Annotated in this window: 19 protein-coding genes and 1 other RNA gene; 15 read left to right on the top strand and 5 right to left on the bottom strand. The window is 49.8% G+C overall.

Annotation, left to right across the window (positions count from 1 at the left end; translation table 11 throughout):
- Positions 1 to 106 precede the first annotated feature (106 nt).
- The 5 genes from A8805_RS04360 to A8805_RS04340 all read right to left on the bottom strand — a co-directional run bounded on the left by A8805_RS04360 (position 107) and on the right by A8805_RS04340 (position 7,113).
- Complete coding sequence (locus A8805_RS04360) at positions 107 to 1,621, bottom strand: sensor histidine kinase (RefSeq protein ID WP_109708983.1); 1,515 nt, start codon at positions 1,619 to 1,621, stop codon at positions 107 to 109.
- Complete coding sequence (locus A8805_RS04355) at positions 1,618 to 2,298, bottom strand: response regulator transcription factor (RefSeq protein WP_109708982.1); 681 nt, start codon at positions 2,296 to 2,298, stop codon at positions 1,618 to 1,620. Before A8805_RS04355 ends, A8805_RS04360 begins: the two co-directional genes overlap by 4 nt.
- A gap of 161 nt (positions 2,299 to 2,459) precedes the next feature.
- Positions 2,460 to 5,561: an FtsX-like permease family protein gene (locus tag A8805_RS04350; protein ID WP_330405722.1), complete on the bottom strand. Its 3,102-nt coding sequence runs from the start codon at positions 5,559 to 5,561 to the stop codon at positions 2,460 to 2,462.
- On the bottom strand, positions 5,555 to 6,259 hold the full coding sequence (locus tag A8805_RS04345; protein WP_109708981.1) for an ABC transporter ATP-binding protein: 705 nt from the start codon (positions 6,257 to 6,259) through the stop codon (positions 5,555 to 5,557). The genes A8805_RS04350 and A8805_RS04345 overlap by 7 nt, the downstream gene beginning before the upstream one ends.
- 32 nt (positions 6,260 to 6,291) lie before the next feature.
- Positions 6,292 to 7,113 (bottom strand): zinc dependent phospholipase C family protein, encoded by an 822-nt coding sequence (locus A8805_RS04340; protein ID WP_109708980.1) that lies wholly within the window; start codon positions 7,111 to 7,113, stop codon positions 6,292 to 6,294.
- A gap of 334 nt (positions 7,114 to 7,447) precedes the next feature.
- On the opposite strand from A8805_RS04340, the gene ssrA reads away from it, so the two are divergent.
- From ssrA to A8805_RS22020, 15 genes are all read left to right on the top strand, one after another.
- Positions 7,448 to 7,792: a transfer-messenger RNA gene (gene ssrA / locus A8805_RS04335) on the top strand.
- Positions 7,793 to 8,194: 402 nt separating this feature from the next.
- Positions 8,195 to 8,524, top strand: coding sequence for a hypothetical protein (locus tag A8805_RS22455; RefSeq protein WP_242992270.1), 330 nt, complete (start codon positions 8,195 to 8,197; stop codon positions 8,522 to 8,524).
- Position 8,525: 1 nt separating this feature from the next.
- Positions 8,526 to 9,041, top strand: coding sequence for a hypothetical protein (locus A8805_RS04325; RefSeq protein WP_242992269.1), 516 nt, complete (start codon positions 8,526 to 8,528; stop codon positions 9,039 to 9,041).
- A 55-nt stretch (positions 9,042 to 9,096) separates the two neighbouring features.
- Positions 9,097 to 10,326, top strand: coding sequence for an antirestriction protein ArdA (locus A8805_RS04320; protein WP_109708978.1), 1,230 nt, complete (start codon positions 9,097 to 9,099; stop codon positions 10,324 to 10,326).
- Between the two features lie 76 nt (positions 10,327 to 10,402).
- Complete coding sequence (locus tag A8805_RS04315; RefSeq protein ID WP_109708977.1) at positions 10,403 to 10,693, top strand: hypothetical protein; 291 nt, start codon at positions 10,403 to 10,405, stop codon at positions 10,691 to 10,693.
- A 133-nt stretch (positions 10,694 to 10,826) separates the two neighbouring features.
- Positions 10,827 to 11,162 (top strand): hypothetical protein, encoded by a 336-nt coding sequence (locus A8805_RS04310; protein ID WP_109708976.1) that lies wholly within the window; start codon positions 10,827 to 10,829, stop codon positions 11,160 to 11,162.
- Positions 11,163 to 11,170: 8 nt separating this feature from the next.
- Positions 11,171 to 12,001, top strand: a complete 831-nt coding sequence (locus A8805_RS04305) for a DNA adenine methylase (protein WP_109708975.1) — start codon at positions 11,171 to 11,173, stop codon at positions 11,999 to 12,001.
- 68 nt (positions 12,002 to 12,069) lie between these two features.
- A complete protein-coding gene (locus tag A8805_RS04300) occupies positions 12,070 to 12,609 on the top strand; it encodes a hypothetical protein (RefSeq protein ID WP_109708974.1) in 540 nt (179 codons plus the stop codon).
- Positions 12,610 to 12,649: 40 nt separating this feature from the next.
- The gene (locus tag A8805_RS04295) at positions 12,650 to 13,207 is read left to right on the top strand and encodes a YodL domain-containing protein (protein WP_109708973.1); all 558 of its coding nucleotides are present in this window, start codon (positions 12,650 to 12,652) and stop codon (positions 13,205 to 13,207) included.
- A 55-nt stretch (positions 13,208 to 13,262) separates the two neighbouring features.
- On the top strand, positions 13,263 to 13,526 hold the full coding sequence (locus tag A8805_RS04290; RefSeq protein ID WP_242992268.1) for a DUF6133 family protein: 264 nt from the start codon (positions 13,263 to 13,265) through the stop codon (positions 13,524 to 13,526).
- Between the two features lie 35 nt (positions 13,527 to 13,561).
- Positions 13,562 to 13,921 carry a SpoVG family protein gene (locus tag A8805_RS04285; RefSeq protein WP_109708972.1) on the top strand — a complete coding sequence of 120 codons (360 nt, stop codon included), beginning with the start codon at positions 13,562 to 13,564 and terminating at the stop codon, positions 13,919 to 13,921.
- Between the two features lie 9 nt (positions 13,922 to 13,930).
- Complete coding sequence (locus A8805_RS04280) at positions 13,931 to 17,902, top strand: S-layer homology domain-containing protein (protein WP_109708971.1); 3,972 nt, start codon at positions 13,931 to 13,933, stop codon at positions 17,900 to 17,902.
- Positions 17,903 to 17,915: 13 nt separating this feature from the next.
- Entirely contained in the window at positions 17,916 to 18,146 is a 231-nt protein-coding gene (locus A8805_RS04275) for a DUF6133 family protein (protein ID WP_109708970.1), read from the top strand.
- A complete protein-coding gene (locus A8805_RS04270) occupies positions 18,136 to 18,588 on the top strand; it encodes an A24 family peptidase (RefSeq protein WP_109708969.1) in 453 nt (150 codons plus the stop codon). Before A8805_RS04275 ends, A8805_RS04270 begins: the two co-directional genes overlap by 11 nt.
- Positions 18,585 to 18,722: a hypothetical protein gene (locus A8805_RS22020; RefSeq protein ID WP_181392734.1), complete on the top strand. Its 138-nt coding sequence runs from the start codon at positions 18,585 to 18,587 to the stop codon at positions 18,720 to 18,722. The genes A8805_RS04270 and A8805_RS22020 overlap by 4 nt, the downstream gene beginning before the upstream one ends.
- The last annotated feature ends 23 nt before the right edge of the window (positions 18,723 to 18,745 follow it).

Below are 18,745 nucleotides of genomic sequence, written 5' to 3'. Positions count from 1 at the left end.
GAAATACCAAAAATAAGGCACACATGATACCGACCGTTGCCAGTTGGCACATTGTATGCCTTATTAATAGTATTTTATCCTACTTTTAAGTGTTTTTCAAGATATTTTAGGTGCCAGGCAACAGCATTTCCCTTGTACCTTTTTCTTCTGCGGCTTCCCTGTCCAGCTCAAACCAAAACTCCACTCCATTTTCAAAACTTTTCACACCGTATCCCTGATGGAAGGATTCCATAATTGCCTTTACAATAGACAGTCCGATTCCGTTTCCGCCGTACTCTCTTGTATGGGCCTTGTCTACCTTATAAAACTTATCCCAAAGTTTATCCATATCCTCTTCCGGTATGGGTTTTCCACTGTTAAACACCGTAATCCTCACAGTTTTTTCTTTGGAGATTACACGAATTTCAATCCGCTTTTCATTCTCCGCATGATGAATTGCATTCGTCAGGTAGTTGCGTATTACCTGCTCTGTCTTAAACTCATCTGCCCACACATAAACCTTTTCATCGGCAACAAAATCCACAGACGCTTCCGCCTGCTGGATAAGAATTTCACAGCTTGCCAGCACGCCGCATATCATTCCCACGATGTCGAAACGCTTAAACTCCAGCTCCTGGGCTCCAAATTCTAACTGGTTCAGTATCAGCAGGTTCCTCACCATCTGGTTCATTTTATTTGCCTCATCCATAATGACATCACAGTAAAACTCACGGCTCTCCGGGTCATCATTGACCCCTTCTTTCAATCCCTCTGCATAGCCCTGAATCAGCGCAATAGGGGTCTTTAATTCATGGGATACGTTACCCAGGAACTCATTGCGCATATTCTCAAGCCTTTCCTTCTGTTCAATATCCGCCTGCAGCTGGTTATTCGCACTTTTCAGCTCTGAGATTGTCTTTTCCAGGCGAGATGACATTGCATTAAAATTCCGTCCTAAAACTCCGATCTCATGATCTCCTCCACTGGTATACATGGCTTCAAAGTCGAGATTTGCCATGCGCTGGGATAACACTGCCAATTCCTTAATAGGCTCTGTAATCCTCCTGGAAAAATAACTCACTAAAATACCTCCCAGAACAATTGCAAGCGCTCCCATGTATACAAGAAACTTATTAGCCAGGCCCGCACTCTCCCGGATACTCTCAAGAGGGCTTCGCATTACAAAAATGGAGTTATCTGAAAGCACTCCCCACATTTCCAGGTATTCTGTCTGCGTCATAAAGTCTCTTGTTTTATAAATCTGATAGGAATCTGCAGTTCTCAGTATTCTTCCCGTGTCCTTGTTTTTATTGAACATATAGGCCAGCAGCTTCAGATAAAGGGGGCTGCTTTCATCTTTCACTGTAGAAAATGTAATTGTTCCGTCAGTCTGCATAACAACCGCTGAAATATTCGCCTTTTCTGTCTGACGGGTCAGTTTTGCAATCACAGAATCCGTATCAATATTCTTGTCTGTAAGGGCCTTATCTATTGCATTGTAAGTATTGGTCAGGTCGGCCTGCTTGTGAATAATATAATACTCTTCCAGAAAACCGGAATTTACCGCAAATATCAATACAAATATGAAAACAATCAGTCCGACAAACACGACCATCATCTGCCGTCTTATGGAGTGTTTCATGACTCTACCTCAAATTTGTATCCCATCCCCCAAATTGTTTTGATATATTCCCCCTTATCTTCCAGTTTGCTTCTTAATTTCTTCACATGAGTATCAATTGTACGCGCATCACCAAAATAATCATAGTTCCACACGTTATTTAATATTTTCTCTCTGGATAGGGCAATCCCTTGATTTTCCACAAAATAAGTCAAAAGCTCAAACTCCTTATAACTTAAATCTATCGCCTTATCACCTATCTTCACAATATGAGCCGCTTTATCGATCACAATGCCACCGGCATCTATCACATCCTCCACGACTGCCCCCTGGGACCTTCGGAGAATGGCTCCCACTCTCGCCACCAGAATCTTGGGACTGAATGGTTTGGATATATATTCATCTACCCCCAGTTCAAATCCCTGAAGTTCATCCCTCTCCTCAGAGCGGGCTGTCAACATAATAACCGGCACCTTGGAGTTTTCACGTACCTCCCGGCAAACCTGCCAGCCATCCATATTAGGCATCATAACATCCAATATGATTAAAGAAATATCCTTATCTTTATAAAAAAGATCCATGGCCTCCATGCCATCTCCGGCTTCCAAAACCATATATCCTTCTCTTGTAAGAAAGTCTTTCACCAGCTTACGCATTCTGCTTTCATCATCAACAACTAAAATTTTCGCTTTCTCCATCCTAATCGTCTCCCATCTGTACTTAATCGAACTGCTAACATTCAATAGGGCATACTTCCTGACCTGCTAATGTTCAAGAAGGCACCCCTTCTTTAAAGGTATCATAGCAGGGAAGTATGTAAAAAATGTGAATACTGTGAGGAATTCCAATGTTTTTGCCTCTACTCCACACTTTTCAAAGATTCTACCATATCAATTCTCCTGAGTTTAAAGTACATCACTCCGTTTACAAAAAAGGAGAAGCCCATTGTAATTAAAAAGCTATAGACAAAACTGCTGAAATCAATATTTCTTCCAAACATGGTTGAATCAATTTCCACCGTTACAATGACAAACTGATGAAGGATTCTTCCCATCAAAATTCCGGCCAGGGAGCCCACTATAGTCAGTATGATATTCTCACGGTACACATATGCCGACACTTCATTATCATAGAATCCCAGAACCTTCAAAGTTGCCAGTTCCCGCTGACGCTCAGTGATATTAATATTATTTAAGTTATACAGCACCACAAAAGCAAGCATTCCCGCTGATATTACAAGAACTACCAGTACAATATTCAAACTGCCCAGCATATCATCTAATTGGGCCTGTATATCATTAGTATAGCTCACACTCAGAGCACCTTTTGACTCAAGAATAGACTCTCCCACTTTTTCCAGGTCATTCATCTTATCTGCTTTCATTTTATAGTATACCGAATTATACTCAGGTACTTTTTCATATAACTGTTCATAGTACTCTGCTGACATGTAAAGAGAGTGCCCCAAATAATTTTCACAGATGCTCTCCACCTTAACCTCAAGCTCTCCCTTGACATCATCCTTTATTGTAATGCTGTCGCCTTCCTTCACATCAAGCATTTTTGCCATCTTCTCAGTCAAAATAATACCGGAATCACTCAGTTCATAATGCTCTTTGGTTATACGGTTCTGGAACACAGTAAAATCAGAAAACGTCTTCACATTTTCCGGCACGTTCATATATACATCCTTTGTTGTCTTCCCGTGGGAAACCTCCACCTGCTGTAAAAGGTTCTTTGCAGTACTCTCCACTCTGTTATCAGAAGTCAGTTCATTGAATGACTCTTCTTTTTCCTCTTCTGAGGCGTCTTCATTGAGAATAATGTTACCGTCATATAACTGGATTTCACTATATTGCAGCAATGCGATATCAAATATGGAATCCTTTAATCCAAATCCCACCAAAAGCAATGCCATACATCCTCCGATGCCAAAGACTGTCATAAAGAACCGCTTCTTGTAACGGATCAGATTCCTCACCGTTGCTTTCCATATAAAGTTCAGTCTTTTCCAAAGAAATGGAATCCGCTCCATGAACACTCTTTTGCCCTGCTTTGGTGTGGGCGGGCGCATCAGCTCCGCAGCCTGCTGCCGCAGTTCATTAAAGCAGGAGAAAATTGTTGCAAGCAGAGTACATGCCAATGCCGCCAGTGTAGCTGCCAGCCCGTAATACAGATTATAGGGAATCAGCACAACATCCATATGCCGGTATAAAATTCCATACGCTGTAATTATAATATACGGCAGAATCTTCTCGCCAACCAACATTCCGAATATACTGCCGCCGACAGTTGCCAGACTTGCATACCCTATATATTTGGCTGCTATAGAATGACGTTCATAACCGAGAGCTTTCAAAGTTCCAATCTGTGTTCTGTGCTCTTCCACCATTCGGGTCATAGTTGTCAGGCTGATAAGTGCCGCAACCAGAAAAAACAGTGCAGGGAACACCTTCCCAATTGCTTTTATACGGTCTGCATTGTCTCCATAGCTTGTATATTCCGGCAAATGGCTTCTGTCCGAAATGTACCATTTTGCATGTTCTATCTTGCTGATATCATCCTCGGCGTCCCGGATTTTCTTTTCACCATCCGCAATCTTACTGTCCGCCTCCGCTTTTCCATCTTCATATTCTTTTTGGGCATCATTCAGTTCCTGCTCCTTTGATGCCAGTTTCGCCTCTCCGGATGCAAGCTCTGCCTGGGCCCGCTCCATCTGCCCCCAGCCGTCATTAATCTGCCTCTGTCCGTCATCCAACTGGCTTTTTGCTCCATCAAGCTGAGTGCGGGCAGCTTCAATCTGTGCTTCTCCCTCAGTTATCTGGGCATACATAAACTGCAGAGTCTGCTGGGTCTGTTCATCACTTAGACCGCTTGCCGCCAAAGCATCATATTGCTCCTTGGCCCGATTGAGCTCATTTATATTTTCATTCAATACATTCAACTGGGCATTTAATTCCTCATATCCTAAAGTCACCTCATCCTGCTTCTGAATCAGTTGATTCCTGGAATCCTCCAACCGTGCATACCCATTTGCAATTTCCGCCCTGGCGTCTTCTATCTGTTTCCTGCCATTCTCAAGCTGTACTCTGGCATCTTCTAACTTTTTATTTGCTTCGGCTTTGGAATCCGCCAGTTCTTTTTTCGCGTCATCCAGCTTATCCTCTGCCTCATCTACAATTTCCTGATACCGGGCTTCCTGTCTCTCTTTGCGGATTTCTTCAACCTTATCTATGATACCTTCCACTTTATCATCATAAGCATCCGTAAATGCCGTCAGTTCCTTTGCCCCGTCTACCGAAGCATACAGCTCTGTATACACCTCCATATCAAAGCTGTCTTCCGGTACACATACAAATCCGCTGACTACACCTGTTCCTATGGTACTGCTCCCCCTTTGAAAAGAGATGTAACCCGGACTGCTTGCTGCTCCTACAATCGTAAAGGTGTCTTTTTTCAGAGTGTCTTTTATATCCTCTTCAGTCCCTGAGAGAAAGGTAATCTTATCTCCGATTTTATATCCGCTGCCGGACAGAAAGTCCACATCCACCAGACACTCATCTGCTGCCTCCGGCATCCGTCCTTCCTCCACAGTTACTTTATTCATGGAGGGGAGAAGAGAGAAAATATGTACAACTTCCCTGCTGTCCTTCACGGTACAGAGCGCATCTACTGAGTATCCTGCTTCCACCTTCTCAATACCGTCTACCTTTTTCATGGCTTCCAGGTCATCTTCTGTCAGCCCCAATGTACTAACGACCTTAATATCCATTAAGTCCTTCGAATCAAAATAGGCATCCCCTGACAGCCGCATATCCGGCTCCGTCGAGCGAATACCAGAGAAAAACGCAACTCCGATTGCCACAATAAAGAAAATGGATAGGAAGCGTCCCAGGCTCCTTCGGATTTCCATATAAAAATCTTTTCTTAATGCTTTTTTGCTCATATACTGACCTACCATTCTATCTTGTCAATGGATACCGGATTCTTATTCACTTCCATACTTGACACCTTTCCATTCTTAATACGGATCAGACGGTCCGCCATAGGTGCCAGAACCGAATTGTGTGTAATGACGATAACTGTCATTCCTCTTTCCCGGCACATGTCCTGGAGCAGTTTTAAAATGGACCTTCCTGTATTATAATCCAGAGCACCGGTAGGCTCATCACAAAGCAAAAGCTTGGGATTCTTTGCAAGAGCACGTGCAATAGACACACGCTGCTGCTCTCCGCCGGAAAGCTGTGCCGGGAAATTATCCAGCCTGTTTCCCAGCCCTACATCCTCCAGCACCTCTCTGGCGTCCAGCGGATCTTTGCATATCTGAAGGGCAAGTTCCACATTCTCCAGAGCTGTCAGGTTAGGAACCAAATTATAGAATTGGAATACAAATCCAATGTCGTTTCTCCGGTAACCAGTCAGCTGCCTTGCATTGCAGCTTGCGATGTCAGCTCCGTCTACTGTAATTTTCCCGCTTGTAGCTGTATCCATCCCTCCCAGGATATTCAGGACAGTCGTCTTCCCTGCACCGCTGGGACCTACGATAATGACAAATTCACCCTTTTGAATTGCAAAATCAATCCCATCAACCGCACAGATTTCCACCTCCCCCATCTTGTAAGCCTTAGTTATTCCCTCTAATTTTACGAAATCCTCCATACTGCATCTCCTTAATGGTATATTCTTACTTCCTAAAGCGGCAGCTCTTCCCAGTGCTCCCCTGCCCCGAATGTCTCATGAAACCGTACCGGCAGTTCCGCATTCTGGAACAAAACCTTTTGAAATTTAATAATCAAGTCCACCGCCAATGGCACAGCCCCGGCATATAATTTTTTTAATAAAAGGCAATAGTTTTCACACTGAGGATTGGGCTGTTCATTCATTACCATCCCATGCATAGAGTTATATTGCCCTATCAGCTTCATGCCGCCAAATAACAACTTTCGTTTTCCCTGTCCGGGCGCTAAAAGCAGCTTATGATAAAATATCATAGAACTTAGTGCCTTCTTCACCGTCTCTGCCGGCAAATCTTCAAAAAATGGAGCAATTACCCGGGCATTGTCAAGGCTTGGGTGAATGTGCTTTGTAGCAAGATAAGTCATCGGATTGATGTGGTCCTCTGTCAAAAGATATCTGTCAAACTCTTTCTCAATCTCCGAATGGGTAATTCCACTGATATGAATCATCTTCTCAATATACTTATGGCATTCACTGTCCAGAGCAAAGTGGCAGATAAATCCATACATATACGCCCTGGCCGCTGCGACATTTTCCGCCTTCTCAATTACACCTGCCGCATGTCTGAAAAACTCGTCTGCCATCTTATCATGAAGTGCATATCCCTGTGCACTTACTGGATTCGGCATAAATGCTCTATAGTAAAATAAGATATCCGGTCCATGAAGACCAATATCAAATAATTCCCGGTTATTTTTCACCGCTTGCTCCAGCGGCCTTGGAAGGGCACCGATTACATCCTTTCCAAATCTGTAATGTGCATATGTTGTTGGCATAACAAAAACCTCTTTTCTTCTTATTTTTTATTACAAATCAGTTATGCAGCTGTAACTATTTTATATATCCCCCTCCAAAGAGAACCACATCCTCCGCTGCCGGAAGAATTCCACCCTCATCCTATGTATGAAAACAAAGGTTCCCAATCATTATATATTATCACAGAAATCAGATAAAGAAACCAGTATATAGAGGAAAAATTTGTTTATATTTTAAAATATATGTGAACTATACTGAATACCTTGACTTTGCAGTTTCTTTTATATAGAATAGCGTTATAGAAACATATAATGAATTGTGATATTCTATTTATGTTCTATAAACATTATTCAGGGGCTTGTACTGGTTTCGACAGGGATCTTGAAGATGGAGAAGCTATCCGCAGGAAGATGCGTCAAATCGCAAACTTAAAATTAAACGCTAACGATAATTTCGAATTAGCTGCAGCCTAAATGCTGCATGTCAGCCCCAGGGTACCCGCACCTTGGGAATCTGGCACCGACTATGCGGGAAACGATATTGGCAAAGCTTTGAACCAATAGGCGTATTATGAAGCTACTGAAACCGTAAGGGTGTTAGTTCCCGTACGGCAGAGGGAATGAAAAAGAACTGACTATGATAGTAGAAGTACATGGGATAGGTTTTTGGACGCGGGTTCGACTCCCGCCAGGTCCATCAAAAACAAAAGGCAAAAAAGATTTATTGCTTACAAAGCCAGTAAATCCAAGCCTTTCGAGGGCTTCCACGAAGAAAAGTGGAAGCCCTTTTCTCGTAGATTTATTAGGGTAAAAGCTTCACTCAGACAGGACTCAAACCTACAAGTAAAAACATTCATGAGTAGCGCCCTTTTTAGTACAGAGCGAAATGAAAAAGGGCGCTACTCAAAATACAATCAAATGAACAAGCTGAAACTAAAAAGGGCGCTGATTTTTAAGGCTGATTGAAAGCCGATAAAGTTAGCGCCCTTTTTATATATACCAAAATTAAATTAAAGTTGAAAGCATTGGAAAGCCGGAGAAGCGGAGTGCAGGAATGCACTTTCATTCTCCGGCTTTTTTTGTTTTCCGGAAAGGAAAAGTCATGCTGGTACGCTATAAGAGAAATAAGCAAACTGCCTGTTACGATTCAAACAGTCTCATCACCGTAGGCAGAATACCACCGGACGAACGGCCTCACGGTCCGTTCAAAAGCTGCGGCAACTGCCCATACCCGTCCCACGGTTTCATCTGCTATAGCTCTGAGGGCGATTGCCTCAGAACGGATATGCAAATAATTGCGAATCGTCGAAAAGCTGTTGCAAAGAACGAGGTGAAACATGGAAACAAATTTGACAAAGCGAATCAAGGCGCTGACCCATCATTACCGTCCAAAGCTGCATACCGAAAAGCGAACCGTCCGGTGGGCGGATGAGGTGTGGACACCCTCAGGGATCGTGGACAGCTTCCGCTTTGAGGATTATTGCGAGGATGAGGAATATCTCTGCAGGCTTCTGGATGCGGAACGGTTTTCCGAAAAGGACAACTGCCTGACGGCGCAGATGCACGAACCCGGAAGGTGTTTTCGGGATGGCGGCACGGAGAAGAATAATCAGAAATGCCACGGCTGTGTCCTGCGGTGCCATAACTGGCGCATCGGCATGATGGTCACCTGTTTCGAGGTCAAAATCACCTATCAGGATTTCAAAAGCAGGAACGGCCATAACTTTCATGGAAACGAAAATTACTACTGCGTGCCGAAAGCCCTTGCCGCCAGAATCGCCGGGGATATCCCCAACCACATTGGCATCCTCACATATTTTGAGGGAGAACGCCAATACGGGCTCCGGCAATTCAAACCGGCTGAATGGCAGGAGGTATCCGATCAAACCAAGGTACTGCTGCTGTATAACGCTATGAAAAAATGGTGCGACGGAGCGGCCTTTGTGTAGCCGTTTCATATTCAGCATTTTAACGAATCAAAAAAATGAACAGGAGGAATGACGCTTGGATAAAGAAAAAATCTTTGAAATAGAGCTCAGCCGCTGGAATCCTTCGGGTGCAAACCCCTTGGCAGGGATCACACTCCCCGCCACCCCCTATGAGCTGGCGGATACGTTGGAAAGAGCGGGAATCACCGGGGACACCGTTTATTCTGTTGAGGTTCTAAGCAGCCAGATGGACTATCTGCCGCAATTTATCCAGCCCGATATCAATCTTCATGAACTGAACCACCTCGCCCAGCGGCTGTCTTCCCTGAGCGAATGGGATTTAGACTGCTTCGAGGGAACGGTGATGATGGATGCCGTCCAGACCCAATACGCTCCCATTCCGGCGGAACGGCTCATCAACATGACACACAGCACTGACCAATGCCAGATTGCCTACGAAGCCTACGACGATCCGTCCCTCGGTAAATTTTACGCGGATAATGACTTTGTACCGGCGCTGGAAAAGGTGTCAGATGAAGTCTACGCATATCTGGACTTCGGTAAAATCGGCAAGGAGATGCGTGAGGGCGAGGGTGGTGTATTTATGTCCCATGGCTATGTGGTGCAGAACGGCGAAATTGCAGCGGACTACCACAGCGGCGATGCGGTTTCCCTTGAAAAGCCGGATTATGCCGTGCTTCTCCGAGTCACCAAAGGATATTTCAGCGGCCCTGCACAGGACAGTGAACCGGCTGTTTATCTGAAACTCCCTGCCACGGATGCAGCGCTTATAAACGCGATGGATGCTGTCGGAGCCGCCTCCCCGGAGGAATGTGCATTTTCGGCGGAGGACTGCATGGCGCCCTTTTTGACTGAAAAAATAAATGATGCCCTGTATGCCTCGGAGGGCGGCTGCTACGGTCTGGTCAATGAGCTGGCGGAACAGCTCCGGCAGCTTGAAACGGAAAACCGCCTGCCGACCTACAAGGCGATGCTGGAGGAAGCACCAGGCGATCTTTCTCTGGAGGAAGCCCTTGACCTTGCATCCATGACAGAGGAATTCAAGCTTTTGTCTGATTCGGTTTCTCCCGCAGAGTATGCGAAAAAGGAAATTCAGCGGATGCTGTCTTTGTCAGACGATAACGGACTGATCCTGTTCTGTAATCTGGATAACTACGGGCGGTATCTTTTGGAGCAGCGCGGCGCTGCCGAAACCGAATACGGACTGCTGGAGCCGCAGAACGGCATGACGGTGGAGCAATGCCTGAACCGTCCCGGCCAGAGCTTCGGTATGGAAATGAAATAGCAAATCTTTGTTGAGTTTTGGTATAGCTATTCTCATAAAGCTGTGGCATTGTGTTGTGCTGAAAGGAGGCGGTGAAATGGATGAGAAGCTCATGGACTTGCTGGATATGGCTCTGGCGGAGCGCTTTCAGCTTGCGTATTCCGCCATGAGGGAATCAGACCCTCAGTCGGAAGAACTGGCACGGGAACTGCTCGAACTCAGCGCGAGCATTCAGAACAGCGCTGAGATTACGCAGCACACAAAGGACAGGATCAACGATTACCTGACCGAAAATTCCGATATGGAGGTGAAGTTCCAGAAGCATCTGTACATTCAGGGCGCCAAGGACTGCGTGGCAGTGTTAAGAGAGCTTGGCATAATCAAGTAGCGCAGGCAAAGATGCCTGCGCTTTTTTAGACCCAACATCAAAACAGGGCCGTTTCCCCATACAGGAGGCGGCCCTGTTCTCTTTGCGCCCTTTTTGCCTTTCTTTCCGGGGAAACGGCCGGAAAGGAGGACCCATGCAGAAAGAACAGCTTGCAGAGCATCTGCGCCGGTATCACCACGGTGCGCAGCACGCCGTCTTAAGCAAAGAGCTGGAACGCAGCTTCGGCGTTTCGGGCAAGGAGCTGCGGGATCAGGTCAACGCCCTGCGCCGGGAGAGTGTTCCCATTGCCAGCGACCAGAACGGGTACTTTTATGCAAAAACCGAAGCCGAGGTACGCCTGACCATTCGGCATATGAGAAACCGCATCAGCGGAATCAGCGCCGCCATTACCGGTCTGCGGCGCTCCCTTGCGGCCTTTGACGATACGCAGCTGCGCCTGCCGCTGGAGAAAGGCGGTGATGAACCCTGAACAGCTTCATGTCCTGGATCGGCGGCAAGAAATCCCTGCGGGAGCTGATTGTCACCCTGTTTCCCCTCTATTACGAGCGGTACATCGAGGTGTTCGGCGGAGGCGGCTGGGTGCTGTTTCACAAGCTGCCCGGCAACGATTTTGAGGTCTACAACGACTTCAACGGTCTGCTGGTCAACCTCTACCGCTGCGTGAGGGAAAAACCGCAGGAGCTGATGGCAGCTCTTGCCTACTGTCTCAACTCCCGCGCGGATTTTGAGCTTATTAAAAATGCCCTCGCCCGTGACAGCCCCGCATCGGATGTGCAAAGGGCGGCGTGGTTTTACCAGCTCATCCGTTACAGCTATGCGTCGGGGCTGACCAGCTACGGCAGCCAGCCCCACGACATCCGCAGTAACTTTCCCCTCATAGAGCAGGCCCACCGGCGGCTTGCCAAGGTGGTCATCGAAAACAAGGATTTCGAGAAGCTCATCGGACAGTATGACCGCCCCGTCAGCTTTTTCTACTGTGATCCGCCATATTTTGAAACCGAAAGCTATTACAAAAATGTGGGCGAGGACGGCTTTACGGAAAAAGACCATATCCGTCTGCGGGATGCCCTGCTGCGGATTGACGGCAAATTTCTGCTGTCCTACAACGACTGTGAATTCATCCGCAGCCTCTATGATGCACCGGGCATCCAAATGGAAGCCTTTACTCGCATCAATAACATCAAGCAGCGGTATGACAACGGAGCGCAGTTCCCTGAAATCCTCATTGCCAATTACGATCTGCATGAGCGTGAGAAAAACGCTCCGTCACAGCTGAATCTGTTTGGAGAAGGAGGTTTTATGGAGTAGCAAAAACGCCATTTGGCACACCTTTACGTAAATAGCAAAATTAATATTTGATTGGAGGAACCCTGTTTATGAAAAAGAATCAACTGCCTCAAATCGGTCTCCCCGCCGACGCCTGCGAACAGTCCGGCTTTACCGACAAGGATACGCTGGAGCTTCATGCCGGACAGAACGCCCTTGTATTTCTGAAGGGCAAAATGACGGCCTTGGAGGTTGCTAACGCCATTCAGAGTCTCAGCGCCCTCGCCTCGGATTTGACCGTCGTCCTCGCCTCGGCCTGCGGTCTTTGCAGCAACTGCGGTGAGGGCTGTGAGGATGGTTGCCCCGCCGAATGGGTGGCCGGGTGCTCTCTCTGCCATGATCTGCTGGATGAAAGCCAAAGCATCCGCATCCCCGGCTATCTGCTGGAGGAATCGGGCATCCCTGCGGACGCCAAGCTGGAAGCCTATACGGACGAGGACAGCGGCGAAATCACGGTGGTGGAGGCGGATATCCAGCAGGACATTACCGATGTGCCGCCCGGTATTCTTACGATGCTGGCCCAAAGTGGTGTGTGCCTCGCGGAGCTGGATGAGCTGATTATGCTGGAGGAAATCATCTACGGCAAATAATCGGGCTTGGATTCCCAACACACATTCGGGAGGTGAGCATATGCCGGGAATCACCCTGAAAAACGGCCTCATTTCCTACTACGGAAACCCGGCCGGATATACAGAAAAAGAAAAAGCCGTGGTGGACAGCATCTTCCGAAATGACGAGCTGACCGAATGGCTGAAAAGCCGCAGCCTGACCCCGCAGTGGACGGACGGCGTAATGGAGCGCCTTGCCGCAGGGGAACGGATGGGCGGCATGGCTGAAGGCGCCGCACCGCTCAAAAATGTCCGCATCTGGCAGCTGAAACCGGATACGGATGTGTATATGAAATTTATCTCCTATGAAGAAACGGTGCGGCAGTTCGGGGAGCCGTCCCCGGAGCATTACCGTGTCGCCTATGACGGCCAGCTGGACACCAACGACCTCGAAGCCATCTACACAAGGTGCAATACGAATCACCCACTCGGCTACGATGGACACTCCCTGTCCATGTCCGATGTGGTGGAGCTTTATGACACAGAGGGCAGCGAATTTCACTTCTGTGACCGCTTCGGATTCCAGAAAATCAGCTTCGGGGAACCGGAGCAAACCCAAACCATGGGCATGAGTATGTAGGCAACCATCGGCTGTCTTTTCTTATGCCCACATCAATAGAACGGAGGAAAAATAGATGATTCAGCTTATGAAAAAGGCGAAAGCCGCAATTTCACACAAGGCCGTAGCGGTAAAAAATACCGCCGCAGGTATCGCATTCCGCAGCAGACACATCCTTTCCAGAAACGCCGGGGACGGCTACATTGACACCGCAATTAAAATCCTGATTGCCGTGGTGCTGGGTGCTTTGCTCCTTGCGGGGCTCTACGCACTGTTTGGCGAAACCGTGCTGCCGACACTGACCCAGCGCATCAAGGAGATGTTCAACTACGCCGGTTAATACAACCAGAAATCTTGTAACAGGAGGAAAAAACCATGCTTAACAATACGACACCGGCCGCCCCCAAGTACGATGTGAAAATCAATTCCATCCGTCCGGAGGGCAGCTGCAAGGCCACCGCCTCAGTCAATGTCTACGGTGATTTCGCCGTGCGGGGTATCAAAATCATGGAGGGCTCCAAGGGGCTGTTTATCTCCATGCCAAGCTATAGAGCCGGAAACGGCGAGTACAAGGATATCTGCTTTCCCTGCACCAAAGAGGCAAAGGCGGAGTTTGACAAGGCTGTCCTCGGCGCTTATCAGCAGGTGCTGACCCAGGGACAGACCGCCGCGCAGAAACAGGAATCTCCCGTCCAGCAGCAGGAGCAAGGCCAGCCTGTCATGGGCGGGATGTAGGAGGTGCCTATGAAAAAGAACATGAAAAAGCCGCTGGGTCTTGTCCTTGCCGTCTGCCTTTTGCTTTCCCTGTTTGCTGGCAGCGCCTACGCGGTAACCCGGTATTTTGAGGATGCCAAAGGCCATTGGGCGGAAGAAGCCATTCAAATCCTCACGGAAAAAGGCGTCATCAGCGGCTATCCCGACGGACTGGCGCACCCGGACGACATCATCACCAGAGGGGAATTCGCAGCGCTCGTTGCCCGGACCATGGAGCTGCCGGAACCGGAGGAAAGCGAGGTAACCCTGCACTTCACCGATATTGCCGGACACTGGTCGGAGCAGGATATTGAAGCGCTCATCATCGCGGGAATCATCCAAAAGGACGATTTCGGCACAGAATTTCAGCCGGACCAGCCCATCACGCGTATGGAAATGATCCGTATGCTGGTGCGGGCCATCGGCAAGGGGGAACATGACGCCTCCTGCCCCTGCGTTACCGGATTCTCCGATGACGGCACACTTTCCGAGGCGGATAAATCCAGTATCTGCACCGGCAAGGAATACGGCATTGTAGACGGCTACCCGGACGGTACGGTGAAGCCGGACGGCGAGGCCACCCGCGCCGAAGCCTTTGAAATGCTGGTGGATACGGAAAAGGCCAAGAAGCAGATTGAAAAGGAAGAACCGCCCAAGCCGACTGTTCCCGCCAAGTCCACGGATAAGCCCTCCGACGGGAATTCCGGCGGAAGCAGCTCCAACGGCGGCGGTAGCTCTGGTGGCGGCAGCTCCCATGTTCCCGCCCCGCAGTTTTCCTTTACACTACCCAAAACTGCTTACACCGCCGATGAAATTGAAATCAAGCCGGAAAGCCGCTATGTGAGCGGTGTGACATGGTCTGCCCTGAAAAACGGACTGCCTGCAGAGCTTTCCGAGCTGACAGACGATACCCTTGACAAAAACGGCGGCAAGGTGAAATTCACACAGACCGGCAGCATCACCCTGATTGCCACGGCCAAAAACAGCCGGGGCGTCACGGTGACCCATGAGCAGACCATCAGCATCTACCCAGTGGTGACGGCGGCGTTCTCGCTGCCCGAAACTACCCATACCGACAAATCCGTGGCGGTGGAGCTGACGACCGAAAATCTCGGTTCCAATGCGGTGGTATGGTCGCTCGAAAAGGACGGCGCTGCTGTGGATATCGAAACGGCTCTCACCGGAGCGTTGGAATCCACCGGTGGCACAGTGCTATTTAAGGAGAAAGGCATCTACAAACTAACCGCCTCCATCACAGACGAGTTGGGCAAGATTATCACCGCACAGAGCGGCATTACTGTCTACCCGGTGGCGGAGGTCAAGCTGACTCTCCCGGCCGTTTCTCATACGGACAAAACCATCACTCTACAGACAGAAACAAAAGAAGCGGACGGCCTTGCAGTAATCTACACCCTGACCCGCAACGGCGAGCCTGCCGAAACCGGCGCCTTTATTGAGGGTATGCTCTCCGACGGCAGTATTCGCTTTAAAGAAAAAGGCGTATATGCCCTGACTGCCTCTGTCACCGACGCCACCGGCCGAGTGTTTGCCGGTACCGCCAATATTACCGTCTACCCGGTAGGCTCCGCGGGCTTTTATCTGCCGGAAATCTTCCACACCGACAGCACCGTGACAGTGGAGGCAGTCTTCGGGGAAATCGGCAGTCATACCGCCAAATGGACACTGTTCCTCGACGGAAAGGAAGTATCCCTCACCGACATCGCCGAGGGCACGCTGGGCAACAGCGGCGGTGAGCTGAAGCTCCGCACCAAGGGAAGCTATGTCCTGAAAGCGGAATTCACCGACGACGGCGGCAGAACCTACCGTTATGAGCAGGGTTTCAAGGTGTATCCCGTGTCTGCCGTCCGCTACAGCCTGCCGGAGTATGTCCACACCGATACGGATGTCACGGTCAAAACCGAAACAGCCGATCTGGACGGTCTCACCATCGAATGGCTGGTAGACAACACCTACGGATTTCAGGATTGGCCGACCTATGTAGACGGAACGCTCTCAAACGACGGCGGCACAATCCGCTTCAAACGAGCCGGTGTCTATGAGCTGACAGCCAGAGTTACCGATGAAACCGGCCGTGTATTTCTGTACGAAAGCCATGACAAGTGCGAGGTTCTGCCTGTGCTGACCATCGGCTTTGAGCTTCCTGCCTTTGCCTACACCGACACCGCCATTGATCTCAGAACCCACGGCAACAATCAGGTTCTGCCGGTGGAGTGGTCCGTGACAAAGGGCGGCAAGAGCCTCCCGCTCTCGGAGGCGTTCAGTGGGGAACTCAACGCACAGGGCGGCAAAATCACCTTTAAGAATGACGGCGAGTATGTTCTCACCGCTGCCATGACCGATTACCTGAAACGCAGCTATTCCCACAGCGAGAGCATCCACATCCTCCCAGTGGTGCAGTACGCATTTACCATGCCGCAGACCGTTCACTACGGCACGGAATTTGAGGTTGCCGCAAAGGATGTGCAGCACCTCGGCAGCTATACCGTGGTTTGGACGCTGGAAAAGGACGGCAATCCCGCACAGTATCAAGGTACTCTTGGCAATGACGGCGGAAAAATCGCTATCCATGACACCGGCGCATTTACCCTGACCGCCTCCGTCACCGACAGCGAAGGGCGTGTCACCACCCATTCGGAGAACATCACGGTCACCAATACGGCGCCGAACGCTCCTGTGGTAGAGGCCGTTCCCACCCGTACCGCCAAGGACGGCAAATTCCTTGTGAATATCACCGCCAGTGCCACAGATCCCGATGGGGATGCGGTGACCTTGGAGTATGCGGATACTACGGCCGACAGCTACTATGCCGTGGGTACGCACACTGTTCGTGTTCGTGCAAAGGATATCGCCGGGGCGTATTCCCCATGGACGGGAAAGACCTTTACCGTGACCAATTCCGCACCAACCGTGACCCTGACCGCCGAGCCGACCCGCACTGTCAAGGACGACAAGTTCCTTGTGAACATTACCGCCAAAGCAGTTGATGCGGACGGCGACGCCACTACGCTGGAATGGGATAACAAGGCGGCCGACAATTACTATGCGCCCGGCACCCATACCGTGAAAGTCCGTGCCAAGGATATTGCCGGGGCGTATTCTCCGTGGACGGAAAAGACCTTTACCATTACCAGCTCCGCACCAACGGTAACCCTGACCGCGGCCCCCACCCGCACAGCGAAAAACGGCAAATTCCTTGTGAATATCACCGCCACAGCCGCGGATGCGGACGGCGATACCACCACGCTGGAATGGGATAGCAAGGCATCGGACGGTTACTATGCACCCGGCACTCACACCGTAAAGGTTCGCGCCAAGGATGCAACCGGTCTGTATTCGCAGTGGGTATCCAAGACCTTTACTGTGGCAAACTCTGCGCCGACAGCGCCGGTGATTGCCCGAACCCCAAACGGCAACAGCGTAGCGCCGGGAACGCCGGTCACCATCAAGGCCACCAGCTCCGACCCGGACGGCGACCCCGTCACCCTCGTTTGGGAGGGCAGAAACGCCGAAACGCAGACCTATCCCCGTGGAAAGAATGTGGTCCGTGTCAAAGCCGTGGATTCCGCAGGGGCTGAATCCCCATGGGTGGCCATCGTGTTCTTTGTGGCGGACTCCAACGGCGGCGGTGGCATGACCCTCACCGGCCCCGATTCCGTTATTTTGGAAAACGGCATTGAAGGCGCCACAATCACAGAATATACCTTTACGGTACCGCCTGTCAGCGGCCACAGCGGCGGTGACCACGGCAGGGTGCGCGGTTATAACAGGCTGACCGGCCAGTGGGACCAGCTGGACTACGGCACCACCTCCAACGGCATCACCTTCACCCGCACCCTCGGCGCAGGCGTATACACGCAGCTGGAATTTTATTACTACACCAATCACGACTGCATGTACAACAAATCCAACATCACCTACTCGGTGACGTACCATTTTGAATAAAGGGGGAACATTCATGAAGCATCTCATTTGCAAGCTGAAAACCAAGGCGGTCATGTCCGCCGCCAAAACCCGCCGCGTCCTTTCCGGGAGCCGCGGGGACGGCTACATTGACACCGCGATCAAAATCCTGATTGCCGTGGTGCTGGGCGCTCTGCTCCTCGCTGGGCTGTATGCCCTGTTCGGGGAAACGGTACTGCCCACCCTGACCGAGCGTATCAAGGAAATGTTCAACTATGGCGGCTGATAGCACCCTTCAGGCGGTGCTTTTTTTCTGTCTGCTGCTGGCGGCTTCTGTGTGGGATCTCCGCAAACGGATCATCCCGGACAGCATTTGTCTTTTCATTGCACTGACGGGGCTGATGGATTTCAGCCCCGTCAGGCTTTGGGGCATCCTTGCCGCACTGCCCCTGCTGATTGCCGCCCTGTACAAGCCGGAGGGCATCGGTGGCGGGGACATCAAGCTCACCGCCGCCGCAGGCATGGTGCTGGGCTTTGGGGGATGCACGGTCGGGCTGCTGCTCGGCCTGACGGCATCCCTCTTTTTTTATCTCATGAAACAGCTAATCAGACGGCTCCGCAAGCTGGAGCCGCAGAAGGCGTCACAGGCATCCCTGCCCATGGCGCCCTTTTTGTCCCTCGGCTTTCTTGCCGTAACCATTCTAAAAATTGGAGGAAGCATCCTATGAAAAGAATCCATATCACCAGAAAAAAGACCCTCATCGTTGCCGGTGTCGCCGCCGTTTCGCTGGCAGCCGCCGCCCTGATTCCCAAGGCCATAAAAGTTGTGAAATCCCGTAAATACAGCTCCGCCAGCTTCTAAATTACCATGAAATCAAGGAGGAA

It is taken from the genome of Faecalicatena contorta (assembly GCF_003149105.1).
In the GTDB taxonomy this organism is placed as follows: Bacteria; Bacillota; Clostridia; order Lachnospirales; family Lachnospiraceae; genus Muricomes; species Muricomes contortus_C.
The sequence above is the reverse complement of the archived record's forward strand: the minus strand, read 5'-3'. Positions and strand labels throughout refer to the sequence as shown.

Coding starts and splice junctions, on each gene's coding strand:
- A8805_RS04360 (WP_109708983.1), bottom strand. CDS start 1,621: ATGAAACACTCCATAAGACGGCAGATGATGGTCGTGTTTGTCGGACTG.
- A8805_RS04355 (WP_109708982.1), bottom strand. CDS start 2,298: ATGGAGAAAGCGAAAATTTTAGTTGTTGATGATGAAAGCAGAATGCGT.
- A8805_RS04350 (WP_330405722.1), bottom strand. CDS start 5,561: ATGGTAGGTCAGTATATGAGCAAAAAAGCATTAAGAAAAGATTTTTAT.
- A8805_RS04345 (WP_109708981.1), bottom strand. CDS start 6,259: ATGGAGGATTTCGTAAAATTAGAGGGAATAACTAAGGCTTACAAGATG.
- A8805_RS04340 (WP_109708980.1), bottom strand. CDS start 7,113: ATGCCAACAACATATGCACATTACAGATTTGGAAAGGATGTAATCGGT.
- A8805_RS22455 (WP_242992270.1), top strand. CDS start 8,195: ATGCTGGTACGCTATAAGAGAAATAAGCAAACTGCCTGTTACGATTCA.
- A8805_RS04315 (WP_109708977.1), top strand. CDS start 10,403: ATGGATGAGAAGCTCATGGACTTGCTGGATATGGCTCTGGCGGAGCGC.
- A8805_RS04310 (WP_109708976.1), top strand. CDS start 10,827: ATGCAGAAAGAACAGCTTGCAGAGCATCTGCGCCGGTATCACCACGGT.
- A8805_RS04305 (WP_109708975.1), top strand. CDS start 11,171: ATGTCCTGGATCGGCGGCAAGAAATCCCTGCGGGAGCTGATTGTCACC.
- A8805_RS04300 (WP_109708974.1), top strand. CDS start 12,070: ATGAAAAAGAATCAACTGCCTCAAATCGGTCTCCCCGCCGACGCCTGC.
- A8805_RS04295 (WP_109708973.1), top strand. CDS start 12,650: ATGCCGGGAATCACCCTGAAAAACGGCCTCATTTCCTACTACGGAAAC.
- A8805_RS04290 (WP_242992268.1), top strand. CDS start 13,263: ATGATTCAGCTTATGAAAAAGGCGAAAGCCGCAATTTCACACAAGGCC.
- A8805_RS04285 (WP_109708972.1), top strand. CDS start 13,562: ATGCTTAACAATACGACACCGGCCGCCCCCAAGTACGATGTGAAAATC.
- A8805_RS04280 (WP_109708971.1), top strand. CDS start 13,931: ATGAAAAAGAACATGAAAAAGCCGCTGGGTCTTGTCCTTGCCGTCTGC.
- A8805_RS04275 (WP_109708970.1), top strand. CDS start 17,916: ATGAAGCATCTCATTTGCAAGCTGAAAACCAAGGCGGTCATGTCCGCC.
- A8805_RS04270 (WP_109708969.1), top strand. CDS start 18,136: ATGGCGGCTGATAGCACCCTTCAGGCGGTGCTTTTTTTCTGTCTGCTG.
- A8805_RS22020 (WP_181392734.1), top strand. CDS start 18,585: ATGAAAAGAATCCATATCACCAGAAAAAAGACCCTCATCGTTGCCGGT.